Source organism: Stenotrophomonas maltophilia group sp. LNF247 (assembly GCF_054083135.1).
The window spans coordinates 20,153-40,347 of record NZ_JBSRQL010000021.1 but is presented as its reverse complement, the minus strand read 5'-3'; the positions used below and the strand labels follow the sequence as shown (position 1 = coordinate 40,347).

Here is a 20,195-nt window from a genome sequence, read left to right as displayed (position 1 = left end):
AAGGATGATGCTTATGAAACTGCAACTGGCCGCGATGGCCGCATTGATGTTGGCATTGGGTAGTGGGATACCGGCGACTGGCCACGCGGCCGGGTCCCCCGGATCGACGACCGATTGCGTGCCCGTAAGACTTGGGCCCAACCTCGTGCATCAGCGCTGCACCGTCACCCGCACTCTGGCAGACGGCACCGTTTTCACGTCGGTGTACTGGATAGACGAGAACGGTCAGTGGTACCTCCCGGCAGACTGATCTGCATCGGACACCGACTACGGCTACAAGGAGTGTGATCAATGACGCTGCACAATCGAATGACCGCTTTTTCTTTCGCTGCAGTAGTTGCACTTGCGGCCCTGGTGCCCTCGCCGCCGGCGAATGCAGCCGAAGAGGTCGGCCTGCAGGAGGAGTGCGTGCCCTTCCGCATCAGCGGCAACGTGTTCCACCAGCGTTGCACGCTGTACGTGGTCCATGACGACGGCACCCGCGTGGCCAGCGACCACTACAACCGCGACGAGAACGGGATGATCTACGACCCCTGATCGGGCAAGGGGCATCTGCCGGGCGGAGCGTCCAGCGCCCGCCCGGCGTCTCCAAGTCGCCTGTCCCGGCATACCACTGCCCCCGCCTTCCATGGCATGCTCCATGAAACCGTTTTCATGGGATGGAGGGATTCCACGATGTTGTCGCGTTTCCGTCGCCCGGCGCTGAGTGCGCTGCTGGCGCTTGCTCTGCCTGCCGTTGCCTGGGCCGTCACGCCGGCGCCGTTGAAGGTGATGTCATTCAACGTCCGTACCCCGGCTGACACCGAACCGGGCAAGCGCTGGCCCGACCGCCGTGATGCGATGGTCAAGGTGATCCTCGACGCGCACCCGGCAGTGATCGGCACCCAGGAACTGGTGAAGGAACAGGCCGACTACCTGTCAGGGCACCTGCCCGGCTACCGCTGGTTCGGTGAAGGCCGCCGCGGTGGCAGCGGCGATGAGCACATGGGCGTATTCTACGACAGCAAGGTGCTGGCCATCGAGGAATCCGGCAACTTCTGGCTTTCGGATACGCCGGACGTCCCTGGCAGCATCAGCTGGGGCAACCTGTACCCGCGTATGGTAACCTGGGCCCTGTTCCGGCGCCTGGACGATGGCCGTCGCTTCTACTTCCTCAATACCCACCTGCCCTACCGCGACGAGGACGAACCGCGCCGGGTGAAGGGTGCCGAGCTCATCGGCAAGCGCCTGGAAGCACTGCCGGCCGACCTGCCGGTGGTGTTGACCGGTGACTTCAACAGCGAGCCAGGCGGTGACACCTACAAGGCGTTCACCCGCCTGCTGCAGGACACCCGTACCCAGGTGAAAACACCGCAGGGTCCGCGCCCGACCTTCCACGACTTCACCGGCAAGGCCACCGTGCAGCTGGACTGGGTGCTGGTGCGTGGCTTCCGTGCGCGCAGCTTCCTTACCGATGATCGTCGCATCGACGGCGTGCTGCCGTCGGATCATTTCCCGCTGGTGGTCGAGCTGGACTGGCCGAAGCCCTGAATTCCCGCGGCAGCCGTGGCTACGGCGGCGGCTGCCGCGACAACAGCCGGTACAACGCCTGGTGCTGGTTGCGCGCCTGGCAGATGCGGGCGCCGACGGCAAGGAACACGGCAACCCCGATCAGCCCGAGCCCCAGCATCGGATCGGGCAGTCGCAGGAAACCGATCGCAGCGGCCATCGTCGCCAGCACCAGCAGCACAACGACCGCCACCGAAAGGCCCGCACCGGGTGGCCCCGGGTCGCCAAACAGCATGCGCTGGGTATCCCGCCTGTCATCGCTCATCGTGTGTACTCCCTGGAATCTGCCCCACTAGTTACACGGCGGACACGGCTTCCGGCAGAGTCAGAAACGTCACGACTGTGACAACGTCCACAGCAGACGCCGCGCTACCCTGCCCCTGTTCCCGAACTGTGGAGAAAGGCATGGCACACCAGAGTCGCCTGGCCGGTTTCATCATCGATTGCGAGGGCATTCCCGCCGACGAAGGCGCCCGCTTCTGGGCCGCCGCGCTTGGCCTGCAGGCGCAGCCCGCCCGTGCCGAAGACGCCGCCGAGTATGCCGACCTGCTCGGTGCTCCGGCGGGCCTGGACGTTGAAGTCCAGCGCGTCGATCACCCGTCACGGGTGCATCTGGACATCGAGAGCGACGACATCGATGCCGAAGCCGACCGCCTGGAGAAGCTCGGCGCGCGACGGATAGGCTTCGTCAAGCGCTGGTGGGTGATGGAAGCACCAACCGGCCATCGCTTCTGCATCGTGCGCATGCGCGAGCGTGAGGTACCGGCCAACCACTGGCCCTGAAAGAACAAGGGGACGGAAGTCCCTGCTTCCGTCCCCTGCGGTTACTGCGCCTGCGCCACGCTTGGCGGCTGCGGTGATTGACCCCAACCACCCAGCGCCTTGTACACACCCACCACGCTGACGTTGACGTCGGCCTCGGCCGCCGCCAGCGCATCATCGGCTGCCAGCTGGGTCCGCTGCGCGTCCAGCAGGGTCAGGAAGTCCTCCGATCCCTCGCGATAGCGGATCTGCGCCAGCGATTCGGCACGCCGAGCCGCCTGCGCCTGCTCCACCACGATTGCCAACCGTGCCTGCTGCTTGGAATAGCGGGTCAGCGCGTTCTCGGTGTCCTCCAGGGCGAGCAGTACCGCCTGTTCGTATTGCGCGGCCACGCCTTCGGCTTCAGCCTTGCTGGCACGCAGGCGCGCACGCACGGTGCCGAAGTCGAACGCGGCCCAGCTCAGCGAGGGCGTCAGCGACCAGGCCTTGTTGCTGCCATTGACCAGGCCACTGGCATCGCCGCCGAGGAAGCCGACGAAGCCTGACAGCGACAACCGCGGGAACAGGTCCGCTGTGGCCACGCCCACGCGTGCGGTCGCGGCAGCCAGGCGACGCTCGGCCATACGCACGTCTGCACGCTGGCGCAGCAGTTCGCGGGTATCACCCAGCGGCAAGGCCTTGGCGAACGCCGGGACCTCCTGCGGCGCCAGCATCGCCGTCAGCACTTCCGGGCGCTGGCCCAGCAGCACGGCCAGCCGGTTGCGCGACTGCGTCTCGGCTACTTCCAGCAGCGGGATATCGGCCTCGATCGCCTTCAGGCGGGCGCGGCTGCTCTGCACGTCCAGTTCGCTGCCGGCCCCAAGTTCCCAGCGTGCTTCGGTCAGCTTCTGCGTATCGCGCAGGTTCTCCAACGTGTGCTGGGCCACTGCGATGCGCTTCTGGGTGCCACGCAGTTCGAAGTAGTTGCGCGCCACTTCAGCGGCAACCAGCACCTGCGCGTCGGCCAGGTTGGCCTGCTCGGCGTCCAGGTCAGCGCGCGCGGCTTCTGCAGCACGGCGCTTGCGGCCGAACAGATCCAGTTCCCAGCCGGCGTCGAAGCCGAGCTGGTAGCTTTCACTGAACACCCGCTGCCCACCCAGCTGCGGATCGGGTTGCTTGCGGCGGTCGTAACTGCCGCCTGCGGTGATGTGCGGGGCCTGGTCGAAACGGCTTTCGACGAACACAGCACGGGCCTGGCTGACGCGGGCCACGGCCACGCGCAGGTCCAGGTTGTCCGACAGTGCGCCGTGCACCAGCTCTTCCAGCACCGGATCGTCGAACTGCGCCCACCAGCTGGCTACCGGCGAGGTAGTGCTGAACACAGGCTGCTGCGCCCCCTGCAGCACCACCGGTTCTTGCACCGGCGCCTTGTAGTTCGGGCCGACGCTGACACAGCCCGCCAGCACCAGGCTGGAGACGGCCATCGCCAACGTGCGGATCACCATGGCAGCACCTCGCCCAGGTAGGTGAAGCTGCCGCTGGCACCGGATTCACCGATGAGTGCCATTTCCACGCTGGACCGCGCGCCTTCACTGATTTCGATCTCGCCGTTGCCGCCGTTCATGTCGGTCTTGACGTAACCCGGATGCACGGTATTGACCTTGATCGGCGTGTTGCGCAGTTCGTAGGCCAGGCTCAGGGTCCAGCTGTTCACCGCGGCCTTGGAGGCGTTGTACGCCGGGATCTTGAAATCGTAGATGCCCGAGGTCGGGTCGGCATGCAGGGTCTGCGAGCCGAGCATGCTGGACACATTGACGATGCGCCCGGACTTGGCCTGCCTGATCAGCGGCAGGAAGGCCTGGGTGACTGCCACCAGCGCGTAGACGTTGGTGTCGAAGGTGCGCTTCCAGGTCTCGAGCGATTGCTCCGACGGCGCCTGCGCGGGATTCTCGATCATGATGCCGGCATTGTTGACCAGGATGTCGAGGCGGCCATGGCGCTGGCGCACCTGCTCGACTGCCTCGGCGATGCTGGCCGCGTCGGTCACGTCCAGCTGCAGGGCTTCCACCGGCAGGCCCTCGGCCTGCAGCTTCAGGGCCAGCTCCACCGCCGTTTCGCGCTTGCGACCGGCCAGCAGCGTGTGCACGCCCGCCTGGGCCAGCTGGCGCACGGTTTCCAGGCCGATGCCACGGGTAGCGCCAGTGACCAGCGCGATCTTGTTCTGATGGGTGTTCATGGATTCATGCCTCGTGAGGGAAAAGCCGCCGCCGGCCGGTAGCCGGCGGCGGCGGGGTTCCATGTCAGTGATGGATGGTCGGTTCGCCATGCTGCACCAGCCGGCCGCCACCGTTGCGGGTAACCAGCTTGCGCAGTGCCACGTAGAACACCGGGGTGAGGAACAGGCCGAACAGGGTCACGCCCAGCATGCCGGCGAACACGGTGATACCGGTCACCGAGCGCACCTCGGCGCCTGCGCCATGCGACAGCACCAGCGGCACGGTGCCGGCGATGAACGCGATGGAGGTCATCACGATCGGGCGCAGACGCAGGCGGCAGGCTTCCAGCGCGGCTTCAACGATGCCCTTGCCGCCCATCTCCAGCTCTCTGGCGAATTCGACGATCAGGATTGCGTTCTTGCACGCCAGGCCCATCAGCACCACCAGGCCGACCTGCACGAACACGTTGTTGTCACCACCGGTCAGCCACACGCCGAACAGCGCCGACAGCAGGGTCATGGGCACGATCAGGATCACCGCCAGCGGCAGCGACCAGCTCTCGTACAGCGCGGCCAGCACCAGGAAGGCCAGCATGATCGCCACCGGGAACACGATGAATGCGGCCTTGCCCTGGGTTGCCTGCTGGTAGCTCAGGTCGGTCCATTCGGTGGTCATGCCGACCGGCAGTACCTTGCCGGCGATCTCGGTCAGCTTGGTCATCGCCTCGGCCGAGGACAGCAGGCGCGGGTCGGCCTCGCCGGCCAGGTCCGCTGCCGGGTAGCCATTGAAGCGCAGCACCGGATCCGGGCCGAAGGTCTGCTTGATGGTGACCATCGAACCGATCGGCACCATCTCGCCACGATCGTTGCGGGTGCGCAGCTTGCCGATGTCCTCGACCGTCTCGCGGAACGGACCGTCGGCTTGGGCGATCACCTGCCAGGTACGGCCGAACTGGTTGAAGTCGTTGACGTAGGCCGAACCCAGGTAGGTCTGCAACGTGTCGAACAACTCAGTGAGCTGCACGCCCTGTGCCTTGGCCTTGACGCGGTCCACCTCGGCATCCAGCTGCGGCACATTGGCCTGGTAGCTGGAAATCGGGAAGGCCATGCCCGGGGTCTGCGCAACGGTGCCCTGCATCGCCTGCACGGCATTCTGCAGTGCGCCGTAGCCCAGGTTGCCGCGGTCCTCGATGAACATCTGGTAGCCGTTGCCGTTACCCAGGCCGAGGATCGGCGGCGGCATCATCGCGAACGCGAAGCCCTCCTGCAGGCCAGCGATCTTCTGGTTGATCTCGGCGTTGATCTGCGCGGCAGTGCGGCCATGGCGCTCGGCGAACGGCTTGAGCGGAATGAACGCCACACCGGTGTTGGGCGTGTTGGTGAACTGCAGTGCATTCAAGCCCGGGAACGAGATGGTGTGGGCCACGCCATCGGTTTCCTGGGCGATCTTGGCCACCTTGCGCAGCATTTCATCGGTGCGTGCGATCGACGAACCTTCCGGCAGCTTCACGCCGGCAATCAGGTACAGCTTGTCCTGGGTCGGGATGAAGCCCGGCGGCACCAGCTTGAAGATCACGCCGGTACCGACCAGCAGGATCGCGTAGACCACGAACACCGCACCACGACGGCCGAGGATGCGGGCCACGCCACGTTCGTACTTCTCCGAGCTGGACTTGAAGAAGCGGTTGAACGGACGGAACACCCAGCCGAACAGGCGGTCGATCAGGCGGCTCGGGCCGTCCTTCGGCGCACCATGGGCCTTCAGCAGGCGCGCGGCCAGGGCCGGCGACAGGGTGAGCGAGTTGATCGCCGAGATCACCGTGGAGATCGCGATGGTGACGGCGAACTGCTTGTAGAACTGGCCGGTGACACCGGACAGGAACGCCATCGGCACGAACACGGCGCACAGCACCAGCGCGATCGCCACGATAGGGCCGGACACTTCGCGCATGGCCTGGTGTGCCGCCGCAGTGGGCGACAGGCCTTCCTCGATGTTGCGCTCGACGTTCTCCACCACCACGATCGCATCGTCGACCACGATGCCGATCGCCAGCACCAGGCCGAACAGGCTCAGCGTGTTGATCGAGAAGCCCAGCACGTACAGCGCGGCAAAGGTACCCACCACCGACACCGGCACCGCGATCAATGGAATGATCGACGCACGCCAGGTCTGCAGGAACAGGATCACCACCAGCACCACCAGGGCGATCGCTTCCAGCAGCGTGGAGACCACGGCCTTGATCGAGTCGCGCACGAAGATGGTGGTGTCATACACCGCTTCGTACTTCACATCGGCCGGCATGGTCTTCTGCATCTCGTCCATTGTCGAGATGACCTGGTCGCGGATTTCCAGCGCGTTGGCACCCGGCGACTGGAAGATGCCGATACCCACCGCGTTCTTGCCGTCCAGCTGCGAGCGCAGGGTGTAGTCGCCCGCGCCCAGTTCCAGGCGGGCCACGTCGGACAGGCGCACGATCTCGCCATCCGTGCCGCTCTTGAGCACGATGTCGCCGAATTCCTTTTCGGTCTTCAGCCGGCCCTGGGCATTGATGAGGGTCAGGAACTTGCTGTCCGGCAGCGGTTCGGCGCCGAGCTGGCCGGCCGACACCTGCACGTTCTGCTCGCGCATGGCGCGCACCACGTCGCTGGCGGTCAGGCCGCGCGACGCCACCTTGTCCGGGTCCAGCCAGGCACGCATGGCGTAGTCGCCGCCACCGAAGATCTGCGCGTCACCCACGCCCGGAATACGCGCCAGCGCATCCTTGACGTGCAGGCGCGCGTAGTTGCGCAGGTACAGAGTGTCGTACTTGCCTTGCGGCGAGGTCAGGTGCACCACCATCAGGAAGGTGGGCGACTGCTTCTGCGTGGTCACGCCCTGCCGGCGCACGTCCTCGGGCAGGCGTGCCTGTGCCTGCGCCACGCGGTTCTGCACCTTCACCGCCGCCGCGTCCGGGTCGGTGCCCGGGCGGAAGGTGACGGTCATCTGCAGCACGCCGTCCGAGCCAGCAACCGACTTCAGGTACATCATGCCTTCGACGCCGTTGATCGCCTCTTCGAGCGGGGTAGCAACGGTCTCGGCAATGACCTTGGGGTTGGCGCCCGGATACACCGTGCGCACGACCACCGACGGCGGCACCACTTCGGGGTACTCGCTGATCGGCAGGATTGGAATCGTGATCAGGCCTGCGGCGAAGATCACGATCGACAGCACCGCCGCGAAGATCGGCCTGTCGATGAAGAAGCGGGAAAAGTCCATGGAGGAATTCCTGGGAAAGGCATTCGGCGGGCAACAGCCGCCCCGCCCCTCGCCAATATGACGAAGGCAGGGAAGGCTGCCGCTGGCGCCGGCAGCTAAGCGGGGGCGCGGATCAGGAGCGGGCGGATCAGTGGTTCAGCGCAGCGGTGGCATCGCGGCCCGGTGCGGGCTTTGCGGCCGGTGGCTGCATGGCCACCGCCTTGGCCTGCACCGGCATGCCCGGCATGAAGACCTTCTGCACACCGTCGATGATGACCTTGTCACCTGCGGCCAAGCCATGCTCGACAATGCGCAGGCCGTCGGCAGTACGGCCGAGCTGGATGTCGCGGCGCTGGGCCTTGCCATCCTTGTCGACCACATAGACGTACTTGCGGTCCTGGTCGGTCAGCACGGCCTTGTCGTCGATCAGCAGGGCCTGGAACTGGCCGCTGCCAAGCAGCTGCACGCGGGCGAACAGGCCCGGTGTGAACTGGCGGTCGGCGTTGTCCAGCAGCGCACGGACGCGGATGGTGCCGGTGCTGCGCGCCACCTGGTTGTCGAGGAAATCGACCTTGCCCGAGTGCGGATAGCCCTCTTCCCCCGACAGGCCGACCTTCACCGGCAGCTCGCTGTCCCGCTCGCTCGGGCGCTCGCCCTTGCGCGCCATCTGGGCGTAGCGCAGGAAAGTGCTCTCGTCGGCATCGAAGTAGACGAACACCGTGTCCAGCGAGACCAGCGTGGTCAGCACGCTGGCGCTGTCGCCAGCAGTGACCAGGTTGCCGGCGGTGACCATCGCGCGGCCGGCACGGCCGTCAATCGGCGCGCGCACCTTGGTGAATTCCAGGTTGAGCCGGGCTGCATCCAGGGCCGCCTGCGCGGCCTGCACGGCAGCCCCCGCCTGGTCGGCAGCCGCGCGACGCTGCTCGGCGGTCTCGGTGGAGATCGCCTGCTGCTCGGACAGCCGCTTGGCACGCTCGGACTCGCTGCGGGCCAGGCTGGCCTGGGTGCGGGCACGGGCCAGCTCGGCGGCTGCGCGGTCGTACTCGGCTTGGTAGCTGCGGGCGTCGATGGTGAAGAGCACATCGCCCTTCTTCACTTCCTGGCCTTCGACGTAGTTGACCTTGTCGATGTAGCCGGACACGCGCGGGCGCAGTTCAACGCTCTGTACCGCTTCGACGCGGCCGCTGAACTCGTCCCACTGGCTGACCTGCTTGACCAGCACCGGCGCGGCGCTGACCTGCGGCGGCGGCGGTGCACCGGCCTCTTCGGCATGGCCGCCGCTGCAGGCCGCCAGCACGGCCGCGGCGAGGATCGACACGCCAACCATCGCAATGCGATGGCCGAAACGATGTGGGGTGGTATTGGGGGAAGTCATGGCATGCATCCGTACGGAGGGGGGGTACAGCAATATGGGAACGTGTTGCAAAAATCGGCGGCGCATACTGCGACCTCAACCTTGGTCGAGGTCAAGCGACGCCTGCGGTATCGCGCCACAAAGGGGGAACTTCCAGGTGCAGCAGGCCGCGTGGCAGTTCGGCATCGCTGCTGTCGCAGCGGACGATGGCGCGGTTGTCCCGGCAACCATCGAGCAGCGAGACCACGCGGCGGCCGACCAGCAGCGAGCTGGGCCACTCGATGCAGGCGTTGGCCGCGTTGGCCGGGGTACACACCGGGCTGCAGACTTCCAGCATCTGCGCGCGCACGCCCAGCGCCTGCGCTTCCTGATGCACCACCTGCGCGTACATGCGCAGCGCGGCGGTAGTGATCGAGGTCTCGCCGTAGCCCGCCCAGGGCTTGGCGCTGGCCGGGCTGCCGATCATCACATAGCGCCGCGCATGCACGTTGTCCTGCAACAACGGCAGCAGGTGGCGCACCGCATGCACATGCGGCATCAGGTCGGCCTGCATGGCCCCGAGCAGCTCCTCGCCGTTGCGGTCGATCACCCGGCCGCGACGGTAGGGCCCGCCCATGGCCGCGATCACCGCGGCCAATGGACGCGGGCGCTGCCCGATGCGTTCGGCCAGGGCGCGTGCCGAGCCGTCATCGCTGAGTGAACCCAGCAGCGTCTCCAGGCCCGGCTCATCGGCGAACTGCTCATGCAGCGCAGCCAGCCGGCCCGGATCGCGACCGACCACCAGCACCGGACTGCCGGCTTCCAGCAAGGCGCCGACCACGCCCTGGCCCACGGCACCGGTACCACCGAGGACCAGAACTTCGGGCGTCAGTATCCCATTCACGGGACATTTCCTCCCAAATCCGGGATAGTCCCGATCCGGCGCAGCCGGTCACCCTTGTGGGGGGCCAAGCGGATGGCGCCGCCACGCTGCTGACGCATGGGCGCGGTAAACTCACGAAAGTCCTTGTTTACCAAGGAACTCGGACGGGCTTCGACGGTCATCGCCAGGTCCAGGGTGCTCTGGCCGGCGTTCCGGAGTCGGGCAAGAATGTTGCGCAGGCTCATGGCGGACGGGCTCCAATTAACGAATGGCGCCACGATAGACCTCAAACCTTTACTTGATTAGTCCTGATTAAGGGGAATAATCATCCCGCTCCCGGTCCAATCGTTCTGTCACGATTGTCCCATCCCCGACGTCCAGGATCCCGACCATGTCCCACGATCTCAACGAGACGCTGATCTTCGTCAAAGTGGTCGAGCAAGGCAGCTTCATTGCCGCTGCCAAATCGCTCGGCCTGCCCAAGACCACGGTCAGCCGCAAAGTGCAGGAGCTGGAAACGCGCCTGGGCGCGCGCCTGCTGCACCGGACCACGCGCCGCCTCGGCCTGACCGAAGCTGGTTCGATCTACCACGAACATTGCCAGCGCATCGCACGCGAGCTTGAAGAGGCCGAAAGCGCGGTGAGCCAGCTGCAGTCCGGCCCGCGCGGCTGGCTGCGCTTCACCGTGCCCTATTCGATCGGCATCACCTGGATCGCCCCGCTGCTGGGCCAGTTCCATGCGCAGTACCCGGAGATCCGCCTGGACATGCACATGGGCAACGAAAAGCTGGACCTGATCGCCGGTGAAGCGGACCTGGCGCTGCGCGTGGGTGCCCTGCCCGATTCCAATCTGGTCGCGCGCAAGCTGGGCAGCCTGCGGACGCAGGTGTTCGCCAGCCCGGCCTACATCGAGCGCTACGGCGAGCCGCTGCATCCGGAAGAACTGCAGTTCCATCGCATCCTTGCGATGCGCAAGCCGTACCACACCGGCAACTCGCCGCGCTTCACCTGGCAGCTGGGCGAGAACGGTGGGGAACTGCGCGACTTCCCGGTTACCCCGCTGATGACCGCCAACGACATGTCTGCGTTGAATGGTGCATTGGTCTGTGGCGAAGGCCTGCTGCTGACCGGCGACGTGATGGCCAAGCCGTTCGTTGAATCGGGCATGGTGCGCCGCGTGCTGGCCGGCTGGACCGGCCCGGAAGTGGACTTCAACGCCGTGTTCGCCGGCGGCCGCCTGGTCTCGCCAAAGGTGCGTGCGTTTGTCGACTTCCTGGTCGAGAAGCTCAACTTCGATGCCAATTACATGCTGGCGCAGTGCCCGGGTGCGAAGCTGGCGCAGCAGCAGAAGGAAAAGGAAGACGCCGCTCTGGAAAGCAGCGGCAAGCGGATCCTGGAGAAGGTGGCCGCTTCGGCGGCGTAGCCGGGGGTATCCACGCATGGCGTGGCTCTACCCGGGCGCGCGATGCCGGTTTCTGTAGCGTCGAGCCACGCTCGACTGCCTCTGGTGAGTCGAGCACGGCTAGACTCCGCATACGCCATCGGCGTGCCGAGCAACGCTCGGCACCCACAAAAATGCCGCCTGCAAGGGCGGCATTTTCGCTCCGGCCGATGGCCGGACCGGCTCAAGCAATAACGCTACGCGTTACTGCTTGAGCGGAATCACCCGAATCTCGACGCGGCGGTTCTTGGCACGGCCGGCGTCGGTGCTGTTGTCGGCAATCGGATACGCCTTGCCGGCGCCCAGCGTTTCGATACGTACGCTCTGCACGCCCTGGCCGATCAGGTACTGGGCGACCGAGTCGGCGCGTTCCTTCGACAGTCGGTTGTTCACAGCGTCGCTGCCGATGCTGTCGGTGTGGCCGACCACTTCGATCATGGTCTGGTTGTACTCACGCAGCGTACCGGCGACGCCGTTGAGCGAGCCGTAGAACTGCGGCTTCAGGGTGGCCTTGCCGAAGTCGAAGGTGATGCCGTCCGGCAGGTTCAGCATGATGTTGTCGCCCTGGCGCTGCACATCGATGCCGGTGTTGGCGGTGCGCTCGCGCAGCGCGCGTTCCTGGCGATCCTGGTACTGGCCGACCGCGGCGCCGCTGAGCGCACCGATACCGGCACCGATCAATGCGTGCTGACGGCGCTCGGTGGCGCTGTCGCCGGTCAACAGGCCGGCAGCCACGCCGATGGCGGTACCGATCAGCGCGTTACGACCAGTGCGGTTCTGCTGCTCGGTCGGATTGCCGTACTGGTCACTCTGCACGTAGGAGCCGCCGGTGGCGCAGGCCGACAGGACGGCCGCACTCATCAGGGCCAGTGCGACGTTGCGGGTGGTGTTGCGGATCATGAGGTTCTCCTTGGTTTCCGGACGGGCCGGCGGCTTGCGGGCGCAGAGAGAATAAACAGCCCGATGCGACGTCGGGATGATGATCCGGTGCGCCGACAGGGCCGCGTTCAGCTAACTGACCGGATCGCTCGGGTCACCCTTTACCCCGCCCCCGACTGGCGGTATGCCGCCAATGCGGCGTCGCGGCCCGCGGCCAGGTCCACCAGCGGCGTACGCGGATAGCCCGGGGCATGCGCCGCCAGCAGCAGCGGATGCTGCCACGGCGCAAACCGGGCCTTCACCGGCAGCGCGGCCAGTTCGGGCACCCAGCGGCTGATGTACCGTGCCTGCGGATCGAATTTCTCGGCCTGAGTCACGGGGTTGAACACCCGGAAGTACGGAGCGGCATCGGCGCCAGTCCCGGCCACCCATTGCCAGCCCATGGTGTTATTGGCCAGGTCGGCGTCGACCAGGGTGTCCCAGAACCAGCGCGCGCCATGCAGCCAGTGCGCGCGCAGGTGCTTGCACAGGTAGCTGGCCACGATCATCCGCACCCGGTTGTGCATGTAGCCGGTGTGCCACAGCTCGCGCAGGCCGGCATCGACGATCGGCACGCCGGTATTGCCGCGCTGCCAGTCGTGCAGCTGCGTGGCACTCGGAGTGGCCCACGGGAAACGGTCGAAACGCGGGTTGAGGTTGTCGGTCGGCGTCTTCGGGAAGTGATGCAGCAGGTGGTAGGCGAAGTCACGCCAGCCCAGCTGGCGCAGGTAGCCGTCGATGTCGGCATCGGTGGCCGCACTGCGCAGCCCTTCCAGGGCTTGCGCGATGCGCCACGGCGCGATCTCGCCGAAGTGCAGATGGGGCGACAACCGCGAGGTCCCGACACGGTCCGGCAGGTCACGCTGCTCGCGATACCCGCGAAGGGCACCGTCTTCAAAGACGGACAGTGCTTCCAGCGCACCGGCTTCACCCGGCTGCCAGTGCTCCCAGAAGCCGGTATCCCAGTCCAGCGTCGGTGCCAGCTGGAGATCATCCAATGCCAGGCTGTCGACCGCGTGCGGCGCCAGTGCTTCCGGTGCAGCCTGCAGTGCCGGCAGGCGCCAATGACTGAGTACATTGCGCCAGTACGGCGTAAATACCTTGTACGGCTGGCCCTGCTGGGTGGCAATGTCCCAGGGTTCGAACAACAGGCTGCCATTGCAGCTCTGCGCGTCGATGCCCTGCTCGCGCAGCGTGCACTTGATGGCCGCGTCGCGGGGCTGGGTGGCCGGTTCGTACTTGCGGTTCCAGTACACCGCCTCGGCGCCCGCCTGCTCGATCAGCAACTGCAGGGCTGGCAGGCTATCGCCGCTGCGCAGCACCAGCGAGGAACCCCGCGCGCGCAGGTCCGCATCCAGCGCGGCCAGTGAACGGTGGCGCCAGGCATCGGAGGCCGCACCGGGCACCCATTCGCCTTCCTCGTGCGGCGCGTGGATGTAGACCGGCACCACATCGTGACCTGCATCCAGCGCGGCCTGCAGGGCCGGATTGTCCTGCAGCCGCAGATCACGGCGGAACCATACCAACGCTACCGACACAGGCACTGCCTTCGTTGTGGAAGGCGCACATGATAGCCAGCGGTGGTGAAGGAGATGCGCGCAGACGCCGTCTGCTAGGCTGCACGGCCGCTACCCGTTGGACTCTGACATGGATGATCTGCACGCCTCATTCGCCCGCTTCGGGCTGCTGCATGCCCAGCACGAGCGTGACTGGCAGGGCCCGTTCCCGCTGCCCCCCGTACTGGCACGTTTTTACGCGCAGGTGGGGCCGCTGGGCGAAGAGATCAATGCCAGGGTTGGCCGCGCCGGCATCACCGTTCCCGGCCTTGATGTCTGGATACCGCCACTGCAACGCCTGTGGAGCCAGCAGGCCGGCTATCGATGGCACGGCGTCAGCGGCGAACGGATCAACGACTGGCCATCGAACTGGCTGGTGATTGCCGATCGCAGCGCCGATCCGTTCATCCTCGACCTGGACGATGGCCGTGTACTGTTCAGCCATCACGGTGCCGGCCTGCTGGATGCCGGCGAGATCACCGCCGATGTGCCGACCCTGATGGCGGCTCTGGCTGCAGCGGGCACGGTATACCTCGATGCCGGCGATGACCTCTACAACGACGATGATGATGGCGGCATCCGCCCTGAACACCACGAGGCAGCAGTACAGGCGGTGGCCCGGGTACTGGGCGACCGCCTGCAGGCCGAATCGTTCATCGAGACGTTGCTGGACTGAATCCACGCATGGCGTGGATCTACTTTTCGAAGCGCTTCATCGCTTCGCTGATCAGTGCCCTCGCCTCGGCGGCGTTGCCCCAACCGTTGAGCTGCACCGGGTTGCGCCCGGCCGGCAGGTCCTTGTAGACCCGGAAGAAGGCCTCGATGCGCTGGCGCTCGACCTCCGGCAGATCCTTCAGATCGCGGATCGTGGCGTAGGTCGGGTCGACCTTGTCGGTCGGTACGCCGATGATCTTTTCGTCGTGCTCGCCGCCATCGATCATCTTCAGGTAACCGATCGGCCGGAAGCGCACGATCACGCCCGGATGCAGGGGTTCACGGGTCAGCACCAGCGCGTCCAGCGGATCGTTGTCGCCAGCCAGCGTGCGCGGCATCGAACCGTAGTTGGCCGGATAGGCGACCGGCATCGACTGGAAGCGATCCACATGCACCAGGCCGTCTTCCTTGATCTCGTACTTGGTGAAGCTGCCGGCAGGAATCTCCACCGCCAGGTGAACTTCATCCGGGGCCTGCTTCGGCTGGTCGGCCAGGAACGGGTGCAGCACGGTATCGGCAGCGGTCACTGCACTGGCCAGCAACAGCAGTGCCGCACCGATGGCAGCGAGAGGAACGATACGGCGGTGCGTGGTCATCGGCATCTCCTCATTCCCAGCAGCGGTCGGTACGACCCTTGGCGGTCTGTGCGCGCGGGCAGTCGCGTGGCGTAACGCGGCCTTCGGTCAGCTCCGTGCGCTGCTTGCCCCCCTTGGCATCGCGGCGCAACTCGAAGGCATCGTAGAGACGACCGGTCACGGTACGCGCCTCATAGCGCAGGCGCTGCGGACCGATGTTCAACACCTGGAACAGCTGGGTGTCCTCGGCCACCGGATCCATCGTCTTTCGTGCCTCGTCGGAGAGACGGTACTGCTTGGGGCCGGCCACGGTCACCACGTACTGCGGGGTTGCGGCCTGCCCTTCGCCACGGCGGCCGTAGGTGTGATCGTGGCCCTGCAACACCAGGTCAACATTGTGGCGGCGCACCACCGGCAGCAGCACGTCACGCAACGCGGCGTTCTCGCGTCCTTCGCGCGGCGAGTAGAACGGCTGGTGCAGCAGCACGATGGTCCACGGCTGCCGATTGCCGCCCAGTACCTTGTCCAGCCACTGTGCCTGTGCCTTGGCGGTGCCCAGGTCGAGTGCCGATGTGCCATCGACCACGGCCACGCGCACGCCCTGCGCATCGAACCAGTAGCTGGTCTGGTGCGCGGCGGTGGCACCATTGCCCGGCAGCGCGAACGTCACCGGCCAGTGCCGGCCCAGCACGCGGCGCTCCTGCGGGGTGTCCTCGAATTCCTCGAAGTACTCGTGGTTGCCGATGGCCGGCGCCACCAGGGTCTCCTGCGCCAGCCAACTGGTCGCAGCGAACCACTCACCCCACTCGCTGTCATCGGCACCATCACCTCCACTGACCAGATCGCCAGCGAACAGGCTCATGCGCGCCTCGGGTGCAGCCTTCTGCGCGGCACGCACCACCCGGCTGACGTGGCTGATGTTCTTGTTCTGGGTATCACCGAAGTACAGCAGGGTCAGCGGCTGGTCGGCGGCGGCCAGCGTACGCAGCTGGTTCCAGGCGCTCCAGCTGCCATTGCCCTGCACGCGGTAGACGTACAGGGTATCCGGCTGCAGGCCATCGATATCTGCTCGATGGTGGTGTGACAGCCCGTTCTCGGTCTGCAGCGCGCGGGTCGTCGCGTGTATCTGGCGGATGCCCTCGATGGCGGGCGAATCCCCGGCGGGGGCAATCTCCAGCAGCGGTGCCTGCACGCTGCCGTCGGTACGCCAGGCCACGGCGAACCCATGGCTGGGATCGGCCGACGCGGAGGCGACGATGCGGTCAGGTACCGTCGTCGCCGCGTAGTGGCGGCTGCCCGCCGGCACCTGGGTATTGGCTTCGGCTGCTGCGAACGACAGCGACGGGAGGGCCAGCAGCAGGCCCAGTGCCAACGTAGGCATCACGCAGTGCCGGCTCATGCACCACACTCCAGCGGTAGCGCCAGCTGCTTGGCGATGCTCTCCCAGTCGAAGGCCACCACGCCCTGGTCGTCGTGCACGGCGTACAGCGCACCATGCGGGAAGCGCGCGCTGGGTTGCTGCATCATCCAGATGCCATCGGTGTTGGCCACGGTATTGCCCTGGAACGCGCCGACCGGTTTCAGCGTGTGCCGGTCGAACAGGTGGAACACGCTGCGCTGCTTGCCCTGTTCGGTGGTGATCCACCAGCCGTCCTTGCCACAGGTGCGCAGGGTCACGCCTTCGGCCTGTGCCTTGAACACGTCGCGGCCGAAGGTGGTGCCGGTGAAGCGGCCCGCCAGGGTGTAGACCTTGAACTCGCTGGCGTAGCTCTCGTCCTCTTCGGCGATCAGCAGGCGGTCGTTCTCGGGATCGCCCCAGATCGACTCGACCACGCGCAGCGCACCGGCCTCGGTGGTGTCACCGATGCTGGCGACAAGCTTCGCGTCGACCTTCGCGCCATTGCGGGACACGTGGTACTGGCGCACGCGCTTGTCCAGCTCGGCCAGCGGCGGCAGGATGTCACGCCCCTGCGCATCCTCGCCGTTGTCCCAGGAGTCGGTGACGTAGACGCTGTAGCCATCGGCACGGCGGTCGACCCACAGCCCGTACGGCTTGCGCAGGTCGTCGGCAGCGAACGTCGCCAGCGGCGTGAAGTCCGGCAGGCTCAGCACCTGCACACGGTGATTGTCGCGCTCCACGATCCACAGCAGGTCGTCCATCACCGCGATGCCGTTTGGGCGGTCGAACTGCCCCGGTGCGGTGCCGCTGCTGCCGACGTCACGCAGGTGCTGCCCGGTGCTGCCGTCGTAAACCACCAGCTTGTCGGTGGCCTTGGCGGTGGCGATCAGCCACAGTACGCCGTCCGGCGCGCGCCAGGCCGCCGGCGAGTCGATGTTGTCGGCCGGGGTCATCGGTGACAGGAACGCTTCGGCGATGGTGGCAACCTTGCGCTCGCCCCCGGCGGCCGGCGCGGCTACTCCCGCAACCGGATCGGTGCCGGTGGCCGGCATGCAGCCGGCGACCAGCGCGGCTGCCAGCGCGGCGGCCAGGACGGTGAAGCCACGCCCCCTCACAGCGCCACCTTCAGGCCCAGCGCATAGGTGCGGCCGTACTCTTCCATCTGCAGGGTGCGCGAACGGGTGCCCTGGTAAAGCTCCAATGGCTTGTCCAGCAGGTTCTGCGCTTCGAAGTACACGCTCACGCGCGGGGTGAATTTGTAGTCAAGCGAGAAATCGAGCTGGGTGTTGGGTGCCACGTAGATGTCGAACGCGCGGCCCTTGCCGATGCTGTCCAGATACTCGCTGCGGTACACGGCCGCCAGGCGCGTGCTTACACCATACTTTTCATAGCCGATGTGTGCGCTGTAGACATGCTTGGAAGCGCGCGGCAGCGTGAAGTCCTCGCCCGCACGGTCCTTGATGCCGGCATCGAACTCGGTATCCAGCCAGGTGCCACTGGCGCCGACCAGCAGGCCATCCAGGCCCTCCGGCAGGAAGGCCAGCTGCTGCTGCCAATTGAATTCGGCACCACGCACGGTGGCCTTGCGGCCATTGATCGGTTGGGTCACGTCGTATCCGCCGTAGGCCGGATCATTGGTGCGCACGGTCTCCACGATGTAACCGTCGATCGATTTATGGAACAGGCCCAGCGAAACGATGCCACTGCTGCCGATGTACTTCTCCACCGAGAGGTCGATGTTCTTCGACTCGTACGGGTCCAGGTCCGGGTTGCCCAGGCGCACTTCCTCGTCACCCCGGCTGTAACCCACGCGCGGCGAAACGTCGCCGAACGACGGGCGCGAAACGGTCTTGTTGGCCGAGGCGCGCAGCACCCAGTCATCGGCCGCGTCATAGCGCAGGTGCAGGCCCGGCAGCACGTTGGTGTAGCTGCTGTTGGCCACGCGCGGGGCAACGGTGAAGCTGCGGCCGTTGGCGGCCACGTCCACCTGGTTGCCGATCGCCTTGAACTGCGTGTTTTCCACGCGAACACCGCCGATGATGCGCAGTGCGCCCACGTCCCAGGTACCCATGGCATAGCTGGCGAAGATGTCCTCGCTTGCCACGTAATCCTCTTCCAGCGACGTCATCGCATTGCCACCGGCGTCCTGCGGGCGGGCGCTGTACTGGCCGCCGTTGGCCGCCCAATAGGCACGCATCGCGGGCGAATCCATGCCGTCACCGATATCGCCGTGGCGGTGTTCCGGCGAGGTGGTGGTCCAGCTCGACAGCGCCACCTTCGGGCCGACACGCAGTTCGCGCTCGTCCACATTCACATCGCGGTCGCGCCAGCGGCCCAGCAGGCCGAACTTGATGCTGCTGCTGTCGCCGTCGAAGCGCACGTTGACCTGCGCGCTGTGTTCCTTGTCATTCACCTGCTTCGGCGAGATCACGAAACGATCGAACGCGTAGTTGGCATTGTCCAGCCACTGCGGATTGTCGAAGCTGTAGCTGGGCAGGCGGCTGCGCTGGTCCAGCGTGCCGTTGAAGGCCTTTCCGTTGAGCTTGAAGCGCGCCTCCATCTCGTCATTTACCCGCTCTTCGGTACGGGTGTAGCCGATCCGGTAATCGACCACGGCATTGGTCAACTTGTTCTCGCCGCCCAGGCTGGCCGCGAAGGTGTTTTCCTTCTTGGTGCGATAGCGCATGCGCTTGTCGATGGAATCCTTCGGCATGCCGTCCAGGCGGTACTGGTCGGTGCCAGTCTTGACCATCTTCCCGTCATCGAAGTTGAAGATCACGCGCTGACGGGTCTCCGCATCATCGAACTGACTGTACAGCGTGCGCAGGTAGTACTTGCTGTTTTCGTTCGGCCGCCAGTCGAGGTTGAGGTTGGCGCCGATGCGCTTGCGCTCGATCTCGTACTTGCGGTGCTGCAGGTTGATCGCGGTGACGTCGCCAGGTGCGGCGTCATCCTCGCCGTCGTACTCCACTTCGGTGTTGTCCGACTCGAACTTCCGCTTCTGGTAGTTCACGCCCAGGGCCACGCCGAAGGTGTCGTTGAACACTTCGCTGTAGTTGAAGGCGGCCTTGGGGCTGGTCTCGCCGGATAACTGCTGGTGGCTGCCTTCGATCTTGCCACGCAGGCTGCGACCGTCGCGGTCGAAGGCCGAGGCTGATTCCACCAGTACGGCGCCGCCGATGGCATCACCGGGCATGTCCGGGGTCGGCGACTTGACCACGCGCAGGCGTTCGGTGGAGTCGGACGGGATAACGTCCAGCGGCGCGGCGCGGCTGGAATCTTCCGGCGTGCCGACGGCGATGCCATCCACGCTGACGCTGTTGAGATTGGCATCCAGGCCGCGGATGACCACGAAGCGGCCCTCGCCCTGGTCGCGGGTCACGCTGATGCCCGGCAGGCGCTGCAGCGACTCGGCCACGTTCTTGTCCGGGTACTGGCCCAGTGCGTCGGAGGACACTGCATCCTCGATGGCGTCGCTGCTGCGCTTGAGATCGACTGCGCGGATCTGCGACTCGAGCTGGGCGCGTACTTCGATGCGGTCCAGGTCGACCGCGTCGGCGGCCACGGCGCCGGTGGCGGCTACCGCCTGCTGCCCGGCCGCCTGCAGCGGTGCTGCGGCCCCCATTGCCAGGGTCAG

19 protein-coding genes are annotated in these 20,195 nt (G+C 66.2%); 6 read left to right on the top strand and 13 right to left on the bottom strand.

Going from position 1 to position 20,195, the window contains the following annotated elements; all coding sequences use genetic code 11:
• Positions 1-13: 13 nt before the first annotated feature.
• The 3 genes from ACTXG9_RS17460 (at position 14) to ACTXG9_RS17450 (ending at position 1,530) form a co-directional block, all read left to right on the top strand.
• Positions 14-250 carry a hypothetical protein gene (locus ACTXG9_RS17460; RefSeq protein WP_021203968.1) on the top strand — a complete coding sequence of 79 codons (237 nt, stop codon included), beginning with the start codon at positions 14-16 and terminating at the stop codon, positions 248-250.
• A 59-nt stretch (positions 251-309) separates the two neighbouring features.
• Complete coding sequence (locus ACTXG9_RS17455) at positions 310-537, top strand: hypothetical protein (RefSeq protein ID WP_227200225.1); 228 nt, start codon at positions 310-312, stop codon at positions 535-537.
• A gap of 138 nt (positions 538-675) precedes the next feature.
• Entirely contained in the window at positions 676-1,530 is an 855-nt protein-coding gene (locus ACTXG9_RS17450) for an endonuclease/exonuclease/phosphatase family protein (protein ID WP_021203969.1), read from the top strand.
• Between the two features lie 19 nt (positions 1,531-1,549).
• Here ACTXG9_RS17450 and ACTXG9_RS17445 read toward each other — a convergent pair whose 3' ends face one another.
• Positions 1,550-1,813: a hypothetical protein gene (locus ACTXG9_RS17445; protein ID WP_021203970.1), complete on the bottom strand. Its 264-nt coding sequence runs from the start codon at positions 1,811-1,813 to the stop codon at positions 1,550-1,552.
• A 140-nt stretch (positions 1,814-1,953) separates the two neighbouring features.
• Here ACTXG9_RS17445 and ACTXG9_RS17440 point away from each other — a divergent pair, with 140 nt between their 5' ends.
• Positions 1,954-2,331: a VOC family protein gene (locus tag ACTXG9_RS17440; RefSeq protein WP_111104702.1), complete on the top strand. Its 378-nt coding sequence runs from the start codon at positions 1,954-1,956 to the stop codon at positions 2,329-2,331.
• A gap of 41 nt (positions 2,332-2,372) precedes the next feature.
• Here the strand turns inward: ACTXG9_RS17440 and ACTXG9_RS17435 are convergent, their stop codons facing one another.
• The 6 genes from ACTXG9_RS17435 to ACTXG9_RS17410 form a co-directional block, all read right to left on the bottom strand.
• Complete coding sequence (locus tag ACTXG9_RS17435; RefSeq protein WP_111099299.1) at positions 2,373-3,794, bottom strand: efflux transporter outer membrane subunit; 1,422 nt, start codon at positions 3,792-3,794, stop codon at positions 2,373-2,375.
• Positions 3,788-4,525 (bottom strand): SDR family oxidoreductase, encoded by a 738-nt coding sequence (locus tag ACTXG9_RS17430; protein WP_021203972.1) that lies wholly within the window; start codon positions 4,523-4,525, stop codon positions 3,788-3,790. Before ACTXG9_RS17430 ends, ACTXG9_RS17435 begins: the two co-directional genes overlap by 7 nt.
• A 64-nt stretch (positions 4,526-4,589) precedes the next feature.
• Positions 4,590-7,760 carry an efflux RND transporter permease subunit gene (locus ACTXG9_RS17425; protein ID WP_206621488.1) on the bottom strand — a complete coding sequence of 1,057 codons (3,171 nt, stop codon included), beginning with the start codon at positions 7,758-7,760 and terminating at the stop codon, positions 4,590-4,592.
• Between the two features lie 127 nt (positions 7,761-7,887).
• Positions 7,888-9,114 (bottom strand): efflux RND transporter periplasmic adaptor subunit, encoded by a 1,227-nt coding sequence (locus ACTXG9_RS17420; protein ID WP_019661223.1) that lies wholly within the window; start codon positions 9,112-9,114, stop codon positions 7,888-7,890.
• A 91-nt stretch (positions 9,115-9,205) separates the two neighbouring features.
• Complete coding sequence (locus ACTXG9_RS17415; protein WP_019661222.1) at positions 9,206-9,976, bottom strand: SDR family NAD(P)-dependent oxidoreductase; 771 nt, start codon at positions 9,974-9,976, stop codon at positions 9,206-9,208.
• The gene (locus tag ACTXG9_RS17410) at positions 9,973-10,200 is read right to left on the bottom strand and encodes a hypothetical protein (RefSeq protein ID WP_021203974.1); all 228 of its coding nucleotides are present in this window, start codon (positions 10,198-10,200) and stop codon (positions 9,973-9,975) included. The genes ACTXG9_RS17415 and ACTXG9_RS17410 overlap by 4 nt, the downstream gene beginning before the upstream one ends.
• Before the next feature lie 146 nt (positions 10,201-10,346).
• Between ACTXG9_RS17410 and ACTXG9_RS17405 the strand changes: the two genes are divergently transcribed.
• A complete protein-coding gene (locus ACTXG9_RS17405; RefSeq protein ID WP_005409107.1) occupies positions 10,347-11,378 on the top strand; it encodes a LysR family transcriptional regulator in 1,032 nt (343 codons plus the stop codon).
• 222 nt (positions 11,379-11,600) lie between these two features.
• On the opposite strand, the gene ACTXG9_RS17400 is transcribed toward ACTXG9_RS17405, so the two are convergent.
• Together ACTXG9_RS17400 and ACTXG9_RS17395 are read right to left on the bottom strand one after the other, a co-directional pair.
• Entirely contained in the window at positions 11,601-12,296 is a 696-nt protein-coding gene (locus ACTXG9_RS17400; RefSeq protein WP_005416156.1) for an OmpA family lipoprotein, read from the bottom strand.
• 140 nt (positions 12,297-12,436) lie between these two features.
• Positions 12,437-13,852: a cryptochrome/photolyase family protein gene (locus tag ACTXG9_RS17395; RefSeq protein WP_021203977.1), complete on the bottom strand. Its 1,416-nt coding sequence runs from the start codon at positions 13,850-13,852 to the stop codon at positions 12,437-12,439.
• Between the two features lie 109 nt (positions 13,853-13,961).
• Between ACTXG9_RS17395 and ACTXG9_RS17390 the strand changes: the two genes are divergently transcribed.
• Positions 13,962-14,546 carry a hypothetical protein gene (locus ACTXG9_RS17390; RefSeq protein WP_021203978.1) on the top strand — a complete coding sequence of 195 codons (585 nt, stop codon included), beginning with the start codon at positions 13,962-13,964 and terminating at the stop codon, positions 14,544-14,546.
• Positions 14,547-14,565: 19 nt separating this feature from the next.
• On the opposite strand, the gene ACTXG9_RS17385 is transcribed toward ACTXG9_RS17390, so the two are convergent.
• From ACTXG9_RS17385 to ACTXG9_RS17370, 4 genes are read right to left on the bottom strand one after another with little or no spacing between them, the layout of a single operon-like run.
• Positions 14,566-15,180, bottom strand: coding sequence for an inorganic diphosphatase (locus tag ACTXG9_RS17385; RefSeq protein ID WP_021203979.1), 615 nt, complete (start codon positions 15,178-15,180; stop codon positions 14,566-14,568).
• A gap of 10 nt (positions 15,181-15,190) precedes the next feature.
• Positions 15,191-16,540 (bottom strand): metallophosphoesterase, encoded by a 1,350-nt coding sequence (locus ACTXG9_RS17380; protein ID WP_456115778.1) that lies wholly within the window; start codon positions 16,538-16,540, stop codon positions 15,191-15,193.
• A 14-nt stretch (positions 16,541-16,554) separates the two neighbouring features.
• Positions 16,555-17,610: a phytase gene (locus tag ACTXG9_RS17375; RefSeq protein WP_456115779.1), complete on the bottom strand. Its 1,056-nt coding sequence runs from the start codon at positions 17,608-17,610 to the stop codon at positions 16,555-16,557.
• 59 nt (positions 17,611-17,669) lie between these two features.
• The gene (locus ACTXG9_RS17370) at positions 17,670-20,183 is read right to left on the bottom strand and encodes a TonB-dependent receptor (RefSeq protein ID WP_456115780.1); all 2,514 of its coding nucleotides are present in this window, start codon (positions 20,181-20,183) and stop codon (positions 17,670-17,672) included.
• Positions 20,184-20,195 lie beyond the last annotated feature (12 nt).

What these genes read in the sequence shown, in the direction of transcription:
- ACTXG9_RS17430 (WP_021203972.1), bottom strand. Translation starts at nt 4,525, where the DNA reads ATGAACACCCATCAGAACAAGATCGCGCTGGTCACTGGCGCTACCCGT.
- ACTXG9_RS17410 (WP_021203974.1), bottom strand. Translation starts at nt 10,200, where the DNA reads ATGAGCCTGCGCAACATTCTTGCCCGACTCCGGAACGCCGGCCAGAGC.
- ACTXG9_RS17420 (WP_019661223.1), bottom strand. Translation starts at nt 9,114, where the DNA reads ATGACTTCCCCCAATACCACCCCACATCGTTTCGGCCATCGCATTGCG.
- ACTXG9_RS17400 (WP_005416156.1), bottom strand. Translation starts at nt 12,296, where the DNA reads ATGATCCGCAACACCACCCGCAACGTCGCACTGGCCCTGATGAGTGCG.
- ACTXG9_RS17380 (WP_456115778.1), bottom strand. Translation starts at nt 16,540, where the DNA reads ATGCCTACGTTGGCACTGGGCCTGCTGCTGGCCCTCCCGTCGCTGTCG.
- ACTXG9_RS17445 (WP_021203970.1), bottom strand. Translation starts at nt 1,813, where the DNA reads ATGAGCGATGACAGGCGGGATACCCAGCGCATGCTGTTTGGCGACCCG.
- ACTXG9_RS17390 (WP_021203978.1), top strand. Translation starts at nt 13,962, where the DNA reads ATGGATGATCTGCACGCCTCATTCGCCCGCTTCGGGCTGCTGCATGCC.
- ACTXG9_RS17455 (WP_227200225.1), top strand. Translation starts at nt 310, where the DNA reads ATGACCGCTTTTTCTTTCGCTGCAGTAGTTGCACTTGCGGCCCTGGTG.
- ACTXG9_RS17405 (WP_005409107.1), top strand. Translation starts at nt 10,347, where the DNA reads ATGTCCCACGATCTCAACGAGACGCTGATCTTCGTCAAAGTGGTCGAG.
- ACTXG9_RS17370 (WP_456115780.1), bottom strand. Translation starts at nt 20,183, where the DNA reads ATGGGGGCCGCAGCACCGCTGCAGGCGGCCGGGCAGCAGGCGGTAGCC.
- ACTXG9_RS17460 (WP_021203968.1), top strand. Translation starts at nt 14, where the DNA reads ATGAAACTGCAACTGGCCGCGATGGCCGCATTGATGTTGGCATTGGGT.
- ACTXG9_RS17435 (WP_111099299.1), bottom strand. Translation starts at nt 3,794, where the DNA reads ATGGTGATCCGCACGTTGGCGATGGCCGTCTCCAGCCTGGTGCTGGCG.
- ACTXG9_RS17450 (WP_021203969.1), top strand. Translation starts at nt 676, where the DNA reads ATGTTGTCGCGTTTCCGTCGCCCGGCGCTGAGTGCGCTGCTGGCGCTT.
- ACTXG9_RS17440 (WP_111104702.1), top strand. Translation starts at nt 1,954, where the DNA reads ATGGCACACCAGAGTCGCCTGGCCGGTTTCATCATCGATTGCGAGGGC.
- ACTXG9_RS17425 (WP_206621488.1), bottom strand. Translation starts at nt 7,760, where the DNA reads ATGGACTTTTCCCGCTTCTTCATCGACAGGCCGATCTTCGCGGCGGTG.
- ACTXG9_RS17375 (WP_456115779.1), bottom strand. Translation starts at nt 17,610, where the DNA reads ATGCCGGCCACCGGCACCGATCCGGTTGCGGGAGTAGCCGCGCCGGCC.
- ACTXG9_RS17385 (WP_021203979.1), bottom strand. Translation starts at nt 15,180, where the DNA reads ATGACCACGCACCGCCGTATCGTTCCTCTCGCTGCCATCGGTGCGGCA.